This window comes from Xanthomonas hyacinthi, assembly GCF_009769165.1.
Classification (GTDB): Bacteria; Pseudomonadota; Gammaproteobacteria; order Xanthomonadales; family Xanthomonadaceae; genus Xanthomonas_A; species Xanthomonas_A hyacinthi.
In genome coordinates this window covers 4,629,432-4,644,935 of the sequence record NZ_CP043476.1, presented here as the reverse complement: position 1 = coordinate 4,644,935, position 15,504 = coordinate 4,629,432, and the positions used below count along the sequence as shown (strand labels likewise).

Genomic DNA, 15,504 nt, shown 5'->3' with positions numbered 1-15,504 from the left:
TGCGAAAAATGCAAGAGGGACGCCACTTGCTTGAAGTCCAGTTGCACAAGACGGCGCCAAGGTTTGTATTGAATTTCGGGGTTGTTCCTGATGCCGGCATTGATCTCCCTTGGGGCAGATTTTCCAAGGAGGAGGCGACTGTGGCGTCACTTCCTGAAGCCGTTCGCATGTATCGAAATGCATCGATGAAGAGGTGGTTTGGTCCGGGGGTATTTAGAGGAAACATGGATCATGAAATTAAACTGGTGAAGATTTTGTATCCGCAGGTGGAGAGGTGGTTCGAAGTTAGGGAGAAAGGAAGGAATCTAGTTGATTTCTCCTTCGTTGCGTAAATTTAAAGATGATTTATTTTCCATGGATGTTGTGGTAGCGGCTCATGTTAATTAAATTTCTGTAAAGTATTTGGATGCAAGTAATTTTGGAAATTTGGTCTACGTGAACGGCAAGGCCAAGGCGAATCCCAGGCCGGAAGAAGTCGAAGCGGAATATCTGGTGGCAGGACGGGGATAGGACGAGCAGCAAACTGGCATGAATTTTTGGGGCAAGTGACGCGATACAGGGGTATAGGGAATGGTCAGGGGAATGGAAAAATACGCCAAGGCTGGCATCGCAGTGCTTTGCCTTTTCATCGGCTTCGTTGCGCCATCACTGGCGCAGGAGTCGGTGTGCGCGCGGGTCAAGATCGAGATCAAGCAGGAGCTGACCCTCGAGCGCCAGGCCTTCGATGCGGAGATGCGCATCACCAACTCGCTGCCGGCCACCGCGCTGACGCAGGTGGAGGTGCAGGTACGCGTCACCGACGAGAACGGAACGCCGGCCACGGTCACCACCGATCCCAACGACCTGACCGCGCAGTTCTTCATCCGTCAGACCCACGACGACACCGCCGGTGACGGCCAGGTCAAGGCGAACTCGACCGCCGTGCTCAACTGGTTGTTGATTCCGGCGCCGGGATCGGCCGGCAACACGCCGGCCGGCAAGCGCTATCTGGTCGGCGCCACGCTGCGCTACATGTACGGTAACGAGTTGCAGGAGATGCAACTCAATCCCGATGCCATCACCGTCAAGCCGATGCCGTCGCTGGCGCTGGACTATTTTCTTACTCGCGACGTCGTCGCCGATGATCCGATGACCACCGAGATCGAGGCGCCGGAGCCGTACACGCTTGGCGTGCGTGTCAAGAACTCCGGCCTGGCCGAGGCCAAAGCACTGAAGATCGACTCGGCGCAGCCGAAAATCGTCGAGAACAACCAGGGACTGGCGGTCAATTTCATGCTGCTTGGCAGCTACGTGCAAGACGCACCGGTAGCCAACACGCTGCTGATCGACTTCGGCGACATCGCGCCCAGCAGTGCCAAGATGGGCCGTTGGCTGATGGAGAGCAATCTCGCTGGAAAATTCGTCGAATTCAATGCGACCTTTACCCATTCTGATGAACTTGGCGGTGCGCTGACCTCGCTGCTGGAATCAACCAATGCGCACTTGCTGGTGCGCGACGTGCGCGTGGACCTGCCCGGACGCGACCTGGTGCGCGACTTCCTGGCGGTAGAGGGCACCAGTCAGTACAAGCTGTATGAATCCAGTGGCGTGGACAGCGCGGTGACCGATCGCTCCGCCGAGGCGCAGTTGACTGCCACCTCCGCCGGTTACCAGTTGGCTTTGCCTGCCACGCAAGGCTTCTTCTACATACGCAAGCCCGATCCCCATCAGGGGCAGATGGCGTTGGGCACGGTGATGCGTGCCGATGCCAAGTCGATGGCGGCCGAGAACGTGTGGTTGTCCAAGACCAAGAACGCTGACACCAAGGCCTGGGAATATTGGTTCAACGTGTTCGATGCCAATTCGCCGGGAGGCTATCAAGTCGCCTTCCAGCCGATCACAGCGGTACCGGCGCCGCCGGTCCTGCAGTTCATCCCGGATCGTGTGGTCAAGGAAGGCGAGCAGGTGTCGTTCCTGGTCGAGGCCTCCAGCCCGATGGGCCGCAAGGTGTCCATCAGCGCCAGCCCGCTACCGGACGGAGCCGCGCTGCAGGATCAGGGCGATGGCACCGCTGTCTTCGACTGGACCCCGGCAGTGGGCCAGGCCGGAAGTTATGTCATCGCGTACAAGGCTTCTGACGGCAGCCTGGCCAGTACGCGCTCGGCCAAGATCCGGGTCGATTCCAAGGTGGCGCCGGAAGGTCCGGCAACGCCTCGCATCGTCGCGCCGCTGGCAAGTGCTCAGGTGCGGAGCCAGCGTCCTTGGCTGCAGGTGCAGACCGGGGAAGACAGCGGCGATCCGACCGCTTCGGTCACCTTCGAGATCTACGCCGACGCGGCGATGACCCGGATGTTGGCGCAGGGCTCGGCGACGCGCAACGCCACTGCCGGCCAGGCAACGCAGTGGCAGCCGCCGGCCGATCTGGATGACAACACCCGCTACTACTGGCGCGCGCGTGCCGTCGGTGGCGGCCTGAACAGCGCCTGGGTCAGCGCAGCGTTCTTCGTCAACCTGTTCAATGACGCGCCTGGCGGCTTCAACCTGCGTTCGCCGGCGTCTGGTGCGACGGTGGCCACGCAGATTCCGCTGTTGTCGGCAAGCAATGCGGTGGATGTGGATGGCGACGCGGTGCGCTATGCGTATGAGGTCTACAAAGACAGCGCGTTGAGCCAGCTGCACGAAAGCGTGGCGGACCTGCCTGCGGGCGAGCAGGGGTACACCGAGTGGCAGATGTCGGTACCGCTGGACAATGGCGCCAGCTACTACTGGCGCGCCGTGGCGACCGATGCGCACGGTGCCCGCACCGTCACGCCTGCGCGGCTATTCAAGGTGGACACCGCTGCGCCGGTGCCGGACGCGCCGACCATTGCGTCGCCGCTGTCAGGGGCGTACGTCAACACCGCCGGAAAGGCGACGCTGCAGGTTCGCAACGGTGCCGCGCCCGCCGATGCGGTGGTGAGCTACGTGTTCGAAATCGACGCCGTGGCGACCTTCAACTCTTCTGCCAAGCAGATCTCGCCGTCGCTGGCGGCCGGCGCCGGTGGCCAGACCAGTTGGACGGCGACCAATCTGGTCGAGAACACGCGCTACTACTGGCGCGCGCAGGCGGCGATCAGCCAGGTGTCCAGCCAATGGGTACAGGGTCAGTTCGTGCTGGATGCACAGAACGATGCGCCATCGGTACCGGTGCTCGAGCATCCGGGCGACGGCGCCTGGATCACCAGTGCCTATCCGACTTTCTCCGTCTATCCGTCGCAGGATCCGGAAGAGGAAGCCATCAGCTACGCGTTCGAGCTGTACAGCGATGGGGCATTGACAGCGCGGGTGGCCGCAGGTGCCGGCGCAGGCCGCACTTGGCAGCCCAGCGGTGCCTTGGAGGACGCGCGCCAGTATTTCTGGCGTGCGCGGGCGCAGGACGCGCGTGGCGCGGCCAGCAACTGGAGTGCCGCGGCGGGGTTCACCGTCAACACCGGCCACTACACCGCGCCGACCATTGCGGTCACTGGCCCGGCCACACTGATCGATGCCAGTGCCCGCCAGGCCACCATCGAGTGGACGGGCGCCAGTCCCAACGGCGCGCCGCGCGTTGCTCTGTACTACGACAGCACGGGCCAAGGTTATGCCGGAACTCGCATCGTGGAAGGCCTGGTCCAAGACAGTGGTACGCACGGCGGCCGTTATGTGTGGAACATGACAGGGCTGGCCGCAGGGCCGTACTCCGTGTATGCGGTGATCTACGACGACCGCGGCTCGTCGCAGGCCTATGCGCCGGGCATGCTGGTCATTCCCGCCGAGCCGCGTCTGGGCCAGGTGATCATCAAGCCGGTAAGCGATGGCCGGGTGCTGGAGAACAAGAACGCGGCGGTCGCCGAGGTGGCGTTGTCGCGCGCGCCCACCAGCCCGGTGACGGTGTCGCTGTCCTCCGGCAACGTCGCGCAAGGCACGGTGTCGCCGCACGAGTTTGTGTTCACTCCCGACGATTGGCGGTCGGGCCGTCGCGCCTGGCTGGCGGCAGTGCGCGACCGGATCGCTGACGGCGACCAGCCGGTCGACGTGACCATCGGCAATGCCAGCAGCCTGGATCCCCAGTTCATGGGAAGTACCGGCGGTGTGGTCAGGGCCGTTGCGGTGGACGATGGCGAGCACACGGACACCTCCGGACTGTCGGTGTCGGCCTACCAGCTCACGGGCAAAAGCTACGACGCGTCGACCAAGCGCTGGACCTATCGCTACCGCGTGACCATGAGCAATCGTGGGCCGAAGGTGAATACGGTCATTGCCAAGATCGTCTCGGCACCGGATTTCAAGCTCGTCGCCTACAACTTGAGTTTCGGGGCGATCGACCGCGACGAATCGGTGCTGAGCGAGGAAGAGATCGTATTGACCTCGGCCACCGACCTGGGCGAGCAGACACCGCAATTGACTTGGACACTGAAGGCTTACTGATGAAGACTCTCGTTCTGCCCGCGCGCCGCGGCGTGCATGGCTTCACCCTGATGGAACTGCTTGTGGTGGTGGTGATCATCGGCTTGCTGGTGGCGTTGGTGGCGCCGCGCTATTTCCAGCAGATCGGCAAGTCCGAGCGCACCGCGGCGGCAAACCAGATCGATGCCTTGCGCAAGGCAACCGATTCGTACCGCATGGACATGGGGCGCTTCCCACGGGCGGAGGAAGGCCTGGCCGCACTCGTGCAGCGACCGGAAGGCGATGCGCGCTGGAACGGCCCATATATGCAGAAGGCGGTGCCGCTGGATCCATGGGGCAATGCCTATCTCTACCGGATTCCCGGTGCCGGCACCGACTACGACATCGTCTCGCTGGGCAAGGACGGCCGCGCGGGCGGCGAGGGCGAGGACGCGGACATCGGAGCGGGGGGCTGAAACGGTGAAACACCGTGTACAGGTCGCGCTCGGCGCGCAGTCGCGCTGGCTGGAGGTCGAGGCCGACAGCATCGAGGCCGCACATGCGCAGGCTGCCCGGAGCGGCGTGCGCGTGCTGCGCGTGGTGCCGGTGGGCCAGGCCGCAGCACCGGAACGCGTGCGTTTCTCGCCCGGGATTTTCCTGGAGGAGGCGGTGACCCTGCTGCGCGCTGGCCTGAATATCGTCGAGGTGATCGAGACCTTGCACCGCAAGGAGGCCGATCCCGGCTTCCGCGAGGTGCTCGCGCGGATACTGACCAAACTGCGTCAGGGCGCGAGTTTCTCCGTGGCGATGGCCGCAGAGTCCAGCCTGTTCCCGCCGGTGCTGGTCGCCGGTGTGGCGGCGAGCGAGACTGCAGGTGGCCTGGCGGAGACGCTTGAGCGCTATCTGGAATACGACGTGCGCATCGGCCAGATCCGCCGCAAGGTCACAGCCAGCGCAATCTATCCATTGCTGCTGCTGGTCGTCGGTGGCGGCGTGATCCTGTTCCTGATCGGCTATGTGGTGCCGAAGTTCGCCACGATCCTGAACGATTCCGCGCGTCCGGTCGGCATGGGCACGCGTGTGTTGCTGTGGTGCGGGACGACGCTGCAGACCCATCCCTGGATCGTCGCCACGCTGTTGGCCGGTGCGGCCGCTGGCGTGGCCTGGCTGGTGACCCAGCGCAGCGGCCGGGAACTGTTGCTGCGCGCGGTTGCGCGCATCCCCGTGCTCGCCGGCATCCTGCTCAACCTGGGGCTGTCGCGCTTCTACCGCACGCTTGCGCTGCTGTTGCACAGCGGCATTCCGCTGGTACCGGCATTGGAGATGGTACGCGGCGTGCTTGGGCCGGTGCAGGCCGACGAGGTCGGGCAGGCCTTGTCACGGTTGCGGAGCGGGCAGATGTTCAGCGAGTCGCTGGCTGGCACCAGCATGGTGCCGCCGATCGCCGAGAGCCTGTTGCGCGTTGGCGAGCGCAGCGGCGCCCTGGCCGGCATGAGCGACAAGCTGGCCAGCTTCCTGGATCTGGAACTGGACCGTCGGGTGGAGACGTTCTCCCGACTGTTCGAGCCGTTGTTGATGACCGGGATCGGTCTGGTCATCGGCGCGATCGTGGTGTTGATGTATGCACCGATCTTCGACCTGGTAGGCAGCGTGGGCTGAGGAGATGGCGGTGGCAGTCGAAGGAGAAGTGGCAATGGGGATGGATGTGGGACAGGAAGGGGAGGTTGTCGCGCTGGCGCCGGTCGCACCACGCCTGGCTCCCGAAGAGATCCGGCAGGCGCGCTTGCAGGCGTTGGCTGGCGAGGCATCGTCGTGGCTGGAACAGTTGCAGGTGCAGCGTGGGCTGGACGACGCAACGTTCCTGCAGGCGCTGTCCGCGCAGTCCGGACTGGAGGCGATGCGCGGCCAGGCGTTATTCGCCGCCATTCCCGACTTCGACGTATTGAGCTACGTCGAATGCAGCAGGCGCCAATGCGTCCCGGTGCGAGCGGGCGTCGACGGAACGTTGACGCTGGTTCTCGCCGATCCGTATTCGGAGGAGATCGCGCAGTGGGCGCGTGTGCAGCTGAGCGACGCCTACGAGGCAAGGCTGGCGCACGTAAGCGACATCCAGGCGCTGCTGGCGGGGGCCGAGCAGGCGGTGCGCGCCACCGAGCAGCAACTCGGCGAGCAGCTCGAGGACACAGACGGCAGCGAAGGTGAAATCGTCTCGCTGGAGGCGATCGAGGCCGACTCCAGCCCAGTGATCCGCACGGTCAGTTCCATTCTCTACGATGCGCTCAAGCAGCGCGCCTCGGACATCCACCTCAAGTCCAACCCGGGTGGGATGAGCGTGAAGTTCCGCCTCGACGGCGTGCTGGTCGGCGTGTCCGAGATCCGCGGCGGCGACATGGCGCAGCGCCTGATCTCGCGCATCAAGGTCATGTCGATGCTCGACATCGCCGAGCGCCGCGTGCCGCAGGACGGCCGCTTTCGCGTCCGCAGCAAGGCCGGCCAGGTCGACTTCCGTGTGTCGATCATGCCCAGCATCCATGGCGAAGACGCGGTACTGCGACTGCTCGACCGCAGTTCGCTGACGGGCGGCCAGGAGAAGGTTCTGCGCTTGACCGACCTCTCGTTGGAAACCACGGCGATGACCACGCTGCGGCGACTGGTGGCCCAGCCCTACGGCATGATCCTGGTCACCGGACCCACCGGCTCGGGCAAGACCACCACGCTGTACGCGGCGCTGCAGGAAATCAACCACGGCCACGAGAACATCATCACCATCGAGGACCCGGTGGAATACCAGCTCGCCGGCGTGCTGCAGATCCCGGTCAACGAAAAGAAGGGCCTGAGCTTCGCCCGCGGCCTGCGCTCGATCCTGCGCCACGACCCGGACAAGATCATGGTCGGCGAGGTGCGCGACGAGGAGACGGCGCAGATCTCGGTGCAGGCCGCGCTGACGGGCCACCTCGTCCTCACGACCATCCACGCCAACAGCATCTTCGACGTGGTCGGGCGGTTGCTGCACATGGGCGTGGATGCCTACAGCCTGTCTTCTGCAGTGGTCGGCATCTGGGCGCAACGCCTGTTGCGCCTGAATTGCCCGCAATGCGTGCGTCCCTACCAGCCCGACGCCGACCAGCTCGCCGTGTCCAACCTGAGTGCCGACGACCTGCACGGCCATGTGCTGCAGGCGGGTGCAGGTTGCTCGCACTGCCGCGGTAGCGGCTACAAGGGCCGTCAGGTCGTGGCCGAGTACATGACCATGAACGATCGCCTGCGCGATTTGGTGGCGACCAAGGCGCCAGTCAGCGCTTTACGCCAGGAAGCGGCGCGGCAGGGCAGCCAGAACCTGCGCGAAGCCGCCGTGGCGCTGTTCCTGGCCGGCCGCACCACGCTGGCCGAAGTCAACCGCGTGACCTTTGCCGATGCCTGATCCGATGAAACAGCCCACTCTCTATCTCGACGCCATGCAATGGCAGGCGACCGATGCGCAAGGCCATTGGCTGGCGGGGCGCCGTGGCGAATCTGTCGAACTTCCCCTGGATCAACCAGCGGTCTGGCTGGAAACCCTGGGACAGCGCCGGCGCTCCATCAGGGGGGTCCTGTCGGCCGCCTGTGTGCCCGGCCTCAGCCTGCCCTGGAGCGCCAGTGTGCCCCTGGCCAGCGATGTCCGACGCCGTGTGCGCGAGGCCTGGCTGGCGCGGGGCGTGACGGCGAGCAGCCACGACATCCGCATCCACTGGCCGGACTACGGCATGCCGCTGGTGTCGCTTGCGTATCCGACCGCGTTGTTGCGCGGCTTGGCCGCGCAACTGGCACCGCACCGCCTGGGCAGTGTCGAGTGCGGCGTGTTCGCCGCAGCCGATCGCCACCTGGCCGGTTCGCGGGCTGCACGCGAGTTGCTGCTGGTCGCAGAGCGCGACGGCTATTCCGCACTGCATATCCAGGCGGGGCAATTGATCGGTGCCGAGCGTCTGCCGCCAGACGGCCTGGGCCTGGATGCGCTGCCGGTCTGGCTCAAGCGCAAAGCGATGGAATATCCAGGCAACGGCGACATACAGTGGCTGGCAGGCGACACGCCGGATGCTCCGAGCATGCGCGAGGTCCTGGCATGAAGACCGCGGGACTGCATGACCTGGCATGGCGGTCGCGCCCGCGCTGGCGCGCATGGGCGCTGCTGGCGGCCTGCGCGCTGGCGGCTGGGGGCGTGCTGGGCTGGGCGCAGCATCGGGTCGATCAGCGGCTGCAGTTGCTGGTCGATCGTCGTCCGGCGCCGGCATCGGCTCCCTCCATGCCGACTGCGGCAGCCGATCCATTGGCCGGCATCGACAAGGCCGGCCTGGAGCGCGTCGAGGGCGAGTTGCGCATGCTCAATCGCGATTGGCCAGGCCTGCTGGCGGCAATCGTGCCGCAGGATCGGCACACCCGCTTGTTGTCGCTGGACGTCAACCCGGCCAGTGGCAACGTGATCGTCACCGGCCGAGCTCCCGGCCATGCCGCAGTCAGCACCTACGTTATGGAACTGAACAACAGCAGCCTGATCCAGGAAGTGCGCCTGCTGCGCATTGAAGGCCTGGGTGGCGGCACGGTGTTCGAGGTCAGCGCGCAATGGCGATAGACGTTTCTTCGCTGGTGTGGCGCATGCAGCGCCCATTCCTGCGCCACGGCAGGCTGGCGTGGGCCACGCTCGCGATCGGGTTGCTTGTCGCCGCGCAGAGCGTGCAATTGGGCGCGTCGGCGCTGCGCCTGTCGCGCCGGGCCGCGGAACCGGCGGTGGTGGCCGCCGTGCAGCGCATGCCGCCTCCGGCGGTGGCCACGTTGCCGCTGCCGCGTTACCCGCAGCGATTCGAGTTGACGCGTGAGGCGATCGCCGCGGCTGCCGGAGACGCCGCGACGCCACTGAAGATCAGCTTCGGCTACCAGGCGCTTCCCGAGGCGCGGCTGGTGCGGCAGACCGCGACCTTTGCCACGCAGTCGCGCTGGAGCGAACTTGGACCGTTGCTGGATCGGCTGCAGGACGTGCATCGCGCCGCCTACATCGCGCGCCTGCGCCTGTCGCGCGAACAGGCGGACCAACCCGAGATCGAGGCCGAAGTGCAACTGGCGATCGCCTATCTCGATGCGCCCGCGGCATCGGAGGCGCCATGAAGTTCTCCAAGCGCCACCGCCTTTACGCCGCGGCGATCGGTGGCTTGCTGCTGGCGCTATGGCTGCGCCCGGCACCGGAGGCGCCGGCGACCGTACTCGCTGCGGCACCCCATGCAGCGCATCGCTCATCGTCGTTCACGCAGGCAGTCGGCATCGCGGCCCTATCCGCCGTCGCCGGTCGCGAAGGCCGCATGCCGGCAGGTTTGTTCGCGGTCGACGCGCCACCACCACCACAGACGCATCCCGTCGAACTGCCGCCGGTCGGCCCACCGCCGGTGCCGGAACTGCGTCTGCTCGGCTGGGTGTTGTCCGACAAGGTGCCCTGGGTCTCGGTGACCGTCGGCAACGCGGGGTATGCCTTGCAGCCCGGCGAACAGGCCGAATCGCTGTATCGCTATGACGGGGTGCAGGAAGGCACCGCGCTGTTCACCTACCTCCCCGACGGCACTCGCCGCCAGTATCCGGTCAGTGATGTCCAGATTTCAGAATAGGAATGCCTTTCGAATGTCCTGTGCAATTTCCCGGTTCGTGTGTCGTCCCCTGGTGCTGTGCCTGGCGCTGGGCATGCTTGCCGGCTGCGCCTCGCAACGGCAGTACCGGTCAGGCGACCAGGCCTTCGAGGAGGGGCAGTACGTCGAGGCTTTGGCGTATTACCGTGCTGCGTCCAGTGCCGCACCGGACAATATCCGCTACCGCCAGCAATACCTGCGCAGGCGGGGCGAGGCGATGGTCGCACTGACCGCGCAAGCCGATGGATACCTGGCCGCCGGCGATTTGGCCAAGGCCGAAAGCGCCTACCAGCAGGCCTTGCAGATCGATCCAAACAATACCTATCTGCGCGACCGCCAGCGCGCCTTGAACATGCGTCGGCAGCACGATACGCAGGTGTCGCGTATCGACGAACTGATCGCCGCCGGCAAGCTCGCCGAGGCCGAGCGGCTGGTTGCGCTGGTGCTGGCCGAGGACCCGCGCAACGCCCGTGCGCTCAACTCGCGCGAGCGCATCGATGCGGCGAACTTCCAGCACAAGGTCGACGACGGCATCGAAGGCCGCTTCCGCAAGCCGGTGACGCTGGAGTTCAAGGACGTGCCGGCGAAGGTGATCTTCGAGGTGCTGGCGAAAGCATCGGGTATGAACTTCGTCTACGACCCGGAAGTGCGGCCGGACCTGAAGGCATCGGTCAGCCTGCGCGACACGCCGCTGGACGAGGCGATCCGCATGATCTGCCTCTCCACCCAACTGGAGACACGCGTACTGAACGCCAACTCCATCCTGATCTACCCGAGTACCCCGCAGAAGATCAGCGACTACCGACCGCTGAGCATCCGCAGCTTCTTCCTCTCCAATGGCAACGCCAAGACGGTAGCCGAAAGCCTGAAGGCCATCCTCAAGACCGAGAGCATCGTCGTTGACGAGAAGCTCAACATGCTGATCATCCGCGACAGCGCCGAGGCCATCGCATTGGCGGAGAAGCTGGTGGCCCTGCACGACATCGGCGATCCGGAGGTGATGCTCGACGTGGAGATCCTGGAGGTGAAGCGCACCGCCGTGGTCGACGCCGGCCTCAACCTGCCCAAGGAGATCGGGGTCTCGATCAAGGGTGCCGATCAATCGGCGGACTGGACGAACGTCGACCAGTTGCGAGCCCTGAACTCCGGCAGCGTGCTGGCCAACATCCCCAACGGCGGGCTGAAGATCGGCGAGGACCGCTCGAACGCGAAGCTTCTTGCCAACCCGAAGATTCGCGTGCAGAGCCGGCAGAAGGCCAAAGTACTCATTGGCGACAAGGTGCCTGTCATCACCTCGACCTCGACCTCCACCGGCTTCGTATCCGAAACTGTCAACTACGTCGATGTCGGCCTCAAGCTTGAGGTTGAGCCGAGCGTCTACGCCTCGGACGACGTGGCCATCAAGATCAACCTGGAAGTCAGCAATCTGGTGCGCGAGATCATCAGCCAGTCCGGCACGCTGTCTTACCAGATCGGTACCCGCAACGCCGAGACCACACTGCGTCTGCGCGACGGCGAGACGCAGATCCTGGCAGGCCTCATCAACAAGGAAGATCGCAAGACCGCCAGCGGACTGCCATGGCTGTCGCGTTTTCCGGTCCTGGATCGGTTGTTCGGCAATACGAAGTCCGACAAGCAGGACACCGAGATCGTACTATCGATCACTCCCCATCTGATCCGCGGGATCGGCCCGTCGGCGATTGGCCAGCTACAGTTCGAAAGCGGCACGGCGACCCGTCTGGGCGGCATGGCGGACATGCGCACCAGTGAGCCTGCTCCCAAAACGAGCGATGAAAAGAGCGGCGTTGCGCCACCGCCGCCGGTGATTGCGCCAGTAGTCACGCCAGTTCCCGATACGGCCCCAGCGCAGCCGGAACCGGTCGCCGAAGCGAGTGCGGCGATGGGCTGGCAAGTTCCTGCCGAGGTGAGGACGGGCGAACAGTTCACGGCGGTGCTCAACCTGTCGTCCAGCCAGCCCATCGATCAGGTGCCGTTGCTGCTGGGCTTCGATCCGCAAGTGCTGCAGGTGGTCAGCGTGGAGGAGGGCGGCTTCATGAACCAGGGGGGCGGACAGAGCAGCCTGTCCAAGGAGGTCAACCTCAGCGACGGCCGCATCGTGGCGACGCTGGTCCGGCAGGGCAGCGCCATCGCCGGTCAGGGCGCGCTGCTGCGGGTGAACTTCAAGGCGATGGCGCCGGCCGCCCGTACCGAGTTGCAGATCCTGTCGGCCCAGGTGCATCCGGCACATGCGCAGGTGCGTGCCGCCAACGCGGCGATGAGCGTGAAATGATGCGTGCGTATCGCCCCGCGCGTGGTTTCAGCTTCATCGAGCTGATCGCCAGCCTGGCGATCATGGGCGTACTGCTGCTGGCAGCCGTGCCAGTGGCGCAGACGGCGATGAAGCGCCGTCAGGAACTGGAACTGCGCCAGGCGCTGGCCGAGATCCGCGCTGGTATCGATCGCTACAAGCGGGCCGCCGATGCCGGACGCGTGACATTGGAGAGCGGTGCCTCTGGATATCCGCCAGATCTGCAAGTCCTGGTGGATGGCGTGGAGGACATCGCCAGCCCCAGCCGGGCCAAACTGTATTTCCTTCGGCGTATTCCTGCCGATCCCTTCTATCCTGGCAATGCCGACGATCCTGCCCAGACTTGGGGTTTGCGCAGCTACGCCAGCCCGCCGGACGACCCGCAGGAGGGCGAGGACGTCTTCGATATCCACAGCCTCTCCGCGGAGCGCGGCTTGAATGAGGTGCCTTATGCGCAGTGGTGAGCGACCAGCGCGCATGCGCGGCTTCAGCCTGATCGAACTCATCGTCGTCGTGGCGATCATTGCCGTACTGCTGGTGATCGCCTTGCCGCGATACGAGGCCTCGCTTGATCGTGCCCGCGACGTCGCCCTGCAGACCAGCCTGAAGACGATGCGCGAGAGCATCGATCGCTTCCGCGAAGACAAGGATCGCTATCCGCACTCGCTGCAGGAACTGGTCGACCAGCACTACCTGCGCAGCGTGCCGGTGGATCCGGTCACCGGCCTGGCCACGACCTGGCAGTTGGAAGAGGCGCAAGCGCAGCGCAGTTCCGGCATTGCCGGCGTGCGCAGCGGGGCGGAGGGCACGGCACAGGATGGTCGGCCCTATTCGGATCTATGAAACCGCGCGTCCACGGCTACGCCTATCTCTACCTGTTGTTCGCGATCGCGTTGCTCGCGATCGCGGTGACCGGCATCGCATCGCTGGATCTGCTGGCGCGCCGGCAGGCCGAAGAACGCGAACTATTGCGCATCGGGCACGAGTTGCGCACGGCCCTGTTTGCGTATCGGCAAGCTCATCCATCGCGGCAGTTTCCGCTGGAACTGAAGGACCTGCTCGAAGACCGCCGTGGAGGCGCCTTGCGCCGTCATCTGCGTCGACGCTATGTGGATCCGGTGACGCGTCAGGCCGAATGGGGCGTGATCCGCCAGGCCGGACAGATCATCGGGGTGCGTTCGCTGTCGGAACGCATGCCTATGAAGATCGCCAACTTCGAACCGGAGGACGCCGGATTCGAGGGCGCACAGACCTATGCCGAATGGAGGTTCCTCGCCATCGAGCCTGTAGCTGCTCCGACGGTTCCCACTCAGAACGCCGCTGGCTCGCCGTCGGCGCTTACAACGCAACCGTAGCGCGATCACAGTGCGCTGCAGGTCGGACTGTCGCCGGGCCCCATCTCCCGCTTGCGATCCTGCGCCAGCAAGTTCTGCAGCAGTGATTGCAGCTGCTCGGGCCCGCCGATCCAGTACAGCGTGGTGGGACCTCCACGCCGTTGCGCCAACCGTGCCGAGACCTCGGCGGTATTCGTCGCCAATACCAATTCCTGGGTTGCTGTACGGGCTGGCCGCGCCGGTAGGTCGGCCAGAATACGCTTGAAGCCTGGCGCCAACGCGACTACGGGCGACTGGCCGGCCAGTAGCGCAGAAGAAACCTCGACGTCGTCCAGCCGGCTGGCATCCATTGCACGCGCATCGCGATGGAATTGCGTCCACGCCGCGATGCCGCCCTCCAGCACGCGAACATTGTTTAGCCCGAAGCGTTGCAGGCGCCCGCAAAGGAGGGCGCCATCCTGGGACAATCGGCCGCCATCGTAGACGACCATGCGCGTGGGACGCCGGTTAAGCAACTGCGTGAGCTGCTGGTTGGTTGCGCCAGTGATATGGAAAGCGGCAAAGTCCTGCCGGGAACGTAGATCGACGAGCGGCAAACCAGGCTTCAACTGGGCAGGGGAGATCAAGCACGTCTGCGCCTGCGCGCCAACCGTCACTGCACTGCTGGTACCACCAGATTCCCGTGGCTTGTGGCAGGTCGGCGCCTCGCGTTGGGCGGGCTGAGGCACCTGCGCGTGCGCTATCGGCGTGGCCAGCCATAGCGAGACAACCAGCATCAGCGAAATCACACGTTTCATGTCTAGGTTCAGCCAGGAAATTTCATATCAATAATAGCCTGGCATTGATGAGATCACCTCATTGAGGACAGCAGTTGACCGCCTCATGCTTGCACGGGAACGCCCCCAGCCCCGTTGGGTAAGCAGCGCAGCGCGCTACGCATGCTGCTCTGCCATGTCGATGCTGCAGATCTGGATGCAATCGCCCCGAAGATGGCCTGCTGAGCAAGCAGGCGCTGCGCACCAGCAGCATTGGTTCAAGCCTGCCTTCGGCTAGATTCTACTGCGGCTAGAACGGTTGAGAAACATGCCGGAAAACAGCGCCAGCAGGTCCAAGGACGACATATCGTATGATCTGGTTACATTGAAACGGACTTCAACATGAAAGACCTTCTTACTTCAACGATCAGATCTTCGCCGATTACCATCTACGTGCTAGCGCTGGAGAACGGTTGCTACTACGTCGGACAATCATGCAAGTTTATCGAGCGAATTGCTGCTCACTTCCAAGGAAAGGGATCATCGTGGACAAAGCGAAATCCACCCATTGCTGTGCTATGCGCCAAGACTGTTAGAACGTGCGACTGGAAGGTGGCTGAAAGATTTGAGAACAGGCTCACTCTTTTCATGATGTCTAAGCACGGTTGGAAGAACGTGCGCGGCGGCTTCTGGTCCAACGTTTGCGAGCGATCGACTAGTGGCGGGCTAATGCATCACCGCAAGGCGCATATTCTCCATCAACCGTTGAATCAGGAAGCGTTATCGAGGGCAGGCTGGCCCAAGCAAACAGGCGCCGATTAGGGGGCGTTATCGGGAGTAGAGAGGACTGCTCGGATAGGAGGCTGGCGTGGTCGCATAGCCTCAATTAAGGCGACCGCTAAAGCGGTGACACCATCGGTTGAAAGAGTCAGGAAGTGGAAGGGGGATCCCGCGATCGAGTCGACGGTGCGTCTCACGCCATTGCCATTTATTGCATCGATTGACATGAATATGGTTTGCGTGATCTGATCTTTCTGGGATACAGGTCCGCTTTGGCCGCAGCAAGAGCCAGAACGAAT

General features: G+C 64.2%; 15 protein-coding genes. 14 read left to right on the top strand and 1 reads right to left on the bottom strand.

Annotated features, from left to right (window positions below; all coding sequences use genetic code 11):
• The first annotated feature begins 26 nt into the window (after window positions 1-26).
• The 13 genes from FZ025_RS20370 to FZ025_RS20310 all read left to right on the top strand — a co-directional run bounded on the left by FZ025_RS20370 (window position 27) and on the right by FZ025_RS20310 (window position 13,691).
• Window positions 27-332 carry a hypothetical protein gene (locus FZ025_RS20370; protein WP_146093577.1) on the top strand — a complete coding sequence of 102 codons (306 nt, stop codon included), beginning with the start codon at window positions 27-29 and terminating at the stop codon, window positions 330-332.
• A 280-nt stretch (window positions 333-612) separates the two neighbouring features.
• Window positions 613-4,425 (top strand): fibronectin type III domain-containing protein, encoded by a 3,813-nt coding sequence (locus FZ025_RS20365; protein WP_158185611.1) that lies wholly within the window; start codon window positions 613-615, stop codon window positions 4,423-4,425.
• The gene (gene gspG, locus FZ025_RS20360; protein WP_046981112.1) at window positions 4,425-4,859 is read left to right on the top strand and encodes a type II secretion system major pseudopilin GspG; all 435 of its coding nucleotides are present in this window, start codon (window positions 4,425-4,427) and stop codon (window positions 4,857-4,859) included. The genes FZ025_RS20365 and gspG overlap by 1 nt, the downstream gene beginning before the upstream one ends.
• Entirely contained in the window at window positions 4,768-6,042 is a 1,275-nt protein-coding gene (locus FZ025_RS20355) for a type II secretion system F family protein (RefSeq protein WP_158185610.1), read from the top strand. The genes gspG and FZ025_RS20355 overlap by 92 nt, the downstream gene beginning before the upstream one ends.
• Before the next feature lie 34 nt (window positions 6,043-6,076).
• The gene (locus FZ025_RS20350; RefSeq protein WP_104558715.1) at window positions 6,077-7,804 is read left to right on the top strand and encodes a GspE/PulE family protein; all 1,728 of its coding nucleotides are present in this window, start codon (window positions 6,077-6,079) and stop codon (window positions 7,802-7,804) included.
• 4 nt (window positions 7,805-7,808) lie between these two features.
• Complete coding sequence (locus tag FZ025_RS20345; protein WP_146093584.1) at window positions 7,809-8,486, top strand: hypothetical protein; 678 nt, start codon at window positions 7,809-7,811, stop codon at window positions 8,484-8,486.
• Complete coding sequence (locus FZ025_RS20340) at window positions 8,483-8,989, top strand: hypothetical protein (protein ID WP_046981115.1); 507 nt, start codon at window positions 8,483-8,485, stop codon at window positions 8,987-8,989. The genes FZ025_RS20345 and FZ025_RS20340 overlap by 4 nt, the downstream gene beginning before the upstream one ends.
• A complete protein-coding gene (locus FZ025_RS20335; protein WP_146093586.1) occupies window positions 8,980-9,519 on the top strand; it encodes a hypothetical protein in 540 nt (179 codons plus the stop codon). Before FZ025_RS20340 ends, FZ025_RS20335 begins: the two co-directional genes overlap by 10 nt.
• Window positions 9,516-10,010 (top strand): hypothetical protein, encoded by a 495-nt coding sequence (locus FZ025_RS20330; protein ID WP_046981117.1) that lies wholly within the window; start codon window positions 9,516-9,518, stop codon window positions 10,008-10,010. Before FZ025_RS20335 ends, FZ025_RS20330 begins: the two co-directional genes overlap by 4 nt.
• Before the next feature lie 13 nt (window positions 10,011-10,023).
• Entirely contained in the window at window positions 10,024-12,318 is a 2,295-nt protein-coding gene (locus FZ025_RS20325; protein WP_158185609.1) for a secretin N-terminal domain-containing protein, read from the top strand.
• Complete coding sequence (locus tag FZ025_RS20320) at window positions 12,315-12,800, top strand: type II secretion system protein (RefSeq protein ID WP_046981708.1); 486 nt, start codon at window positions 12,315-12,317, stop codon at window positions 12,798-12,800. Before FZ025_RS20325 ends, FZ025_RS20320 begins: the two co-directional genes overlap by 4 nt.
• 13 nt (window positions 12,801-12,813) lie before the next feature.
• A complete protein-coding gene (locus tag FZ025_RS20315) occupies window positions 12,814-13,179 on the top strand; it encodes a type II secretion system protein (protein WP_244292419.1) in 366 nt (121 codons plus the stop codon).
• Complete coding sequence (locus FZ025_RS20310; RefSeq protein WP_046981710.1) at window positions 13,176-13,691, top strand: type II secretion system protein; 516 nt, start codon at window positions 13,176-13,178, stop codon at window positions 13,689-13,691. The genes FZ025_RS20315 and FZ025_RS20310 overlap by 4 nt, the downstream gene beginning before the upstream one ends.
• A 5-nt stretch (window positions 13,692-13,696) precedes the next feature.
• On the opposite strand, the gene FZ025_RS20305 is transcribed toward FZ025_RS20310, so the two are convergent.
• The gene (locus FZ025_RS20305) at window positions 13,697-14,467 is read right to left on the bottom strand and encodes a rhodanese-like domain-containing protein (RefSeq protein WP_046981711.1); all 771 of its coding nucleotides are present in this window, start codon (window positions 14,465-14,467) and stop codon (window positions 13,697-13,699) included.
• A gap of 360 nt (window positions 14,468-14,827) precedes the next feature.
• Here FZ025_RS20305 and FZ025_RS20300 point away from each other — a divergent pair, with 360 nt between their 5' ends.
• Window positions 14,828-15,247: a GIY-YIG nuclease family protein gene (locus tag FZ025_RS20300; protein ID WP_146093587.1), complete on the top strand. Its 420-nt coding sequence runs from the start codon at window positions 14,828-14,830 to the stop codon at window positions 15,245-15,247.
• Window positions 15,248-15,504: the final 257 nt, after the last annotated feature.

Excerpts from the sequence above, each read along its gene's own strand:
- gspG (WP_046981112.1), top strand. The coding sequence starts at position 4,425 with ATGAAGACTCTCGTTCTGCCCGCGCGCCGCGGCGTGCATGGCTTCACC.
- FZ025_RS20350 (WP_104558715.1), top strand. The coding sequence starts at position 6,077 with ATGGGGATGGATGTGGGACAGGAAGGGGAGGTTGTCGCGCTGGCGCCG.
- FZ025_RS20345 (WP_146093584.1), top strand. The coding sequence starts at position 7,809 with ATGAAACAGCCCACTCTCTATCTCGACGCCATGCAATGGCAGGCGACC.
- FZ025_RS20340 (WP_046981115.1), top strand. The coding sequence starts at position 8,483 with ATGAAGACCGCGGGACTGCATGACCTGGCATGGCGGTCGCGCCCGCGC.
- FZ025_RS20335 (WP_146093586.1), top strand. The coding sequence starts at position 8,980 with ATGGCGATAGACGTTTCTTCGCTGGTGTGGCGCATGCAGCGCCCATTC.
- FZ025_RS20330 (WP_046981117.1), top strand. The coding sequence starts at position 9,516 with ATGAAGTTCTCCAAGCGCCACCGCCTTTACGCCGCGGCGATCGGTGGC.
- FZ025_RS20325 (WP_158185609.1), top strand. The coding sequence starts at position 10,024 with ATGTCCTGTGCAATTTCCCGGTTCGTGTGTCGTCCCCTGGTGCTGTGC.
- FZ025_RS20320 (WP_046981708.1), top strand. The coding sequence starts at position 12,315 with ATGATGCGTGCGTATCGCCCCGCGCGTGGTTTCAGCTTCATCGAGCTG.
- FZ025_RS20315 (WP_244292419.1), top strand. The coding sequence starts at position 12,814 with ATGCGCGGCTTCAGCCTGATCGAACTCATCGTCGTCGTGGCGATCATT.
- FZ025_RS20310 (WP_046981710.1), top strand. The coding sequence starts at position 13,176 with ATGAAACCGCGCGTCCACGGCTACGCCTATCTCTACCTGTTGTTCGCG.
- FZ025_RS20305 (WP_046981711.1), bottom strand. The coding sequence starts at position 14,467 with ATGAAACGTGTGATTTCGCTGATGCTGGTTGTCTCGCTATGGCTGGCC.
- FZ025_RS20300 (WP_146093587.1), top strand. The coding sequence starts at position 14,828 with ATGAAAGACCTTCTTACTTCAACGATCAGATCTTCGCCGATTACCATC.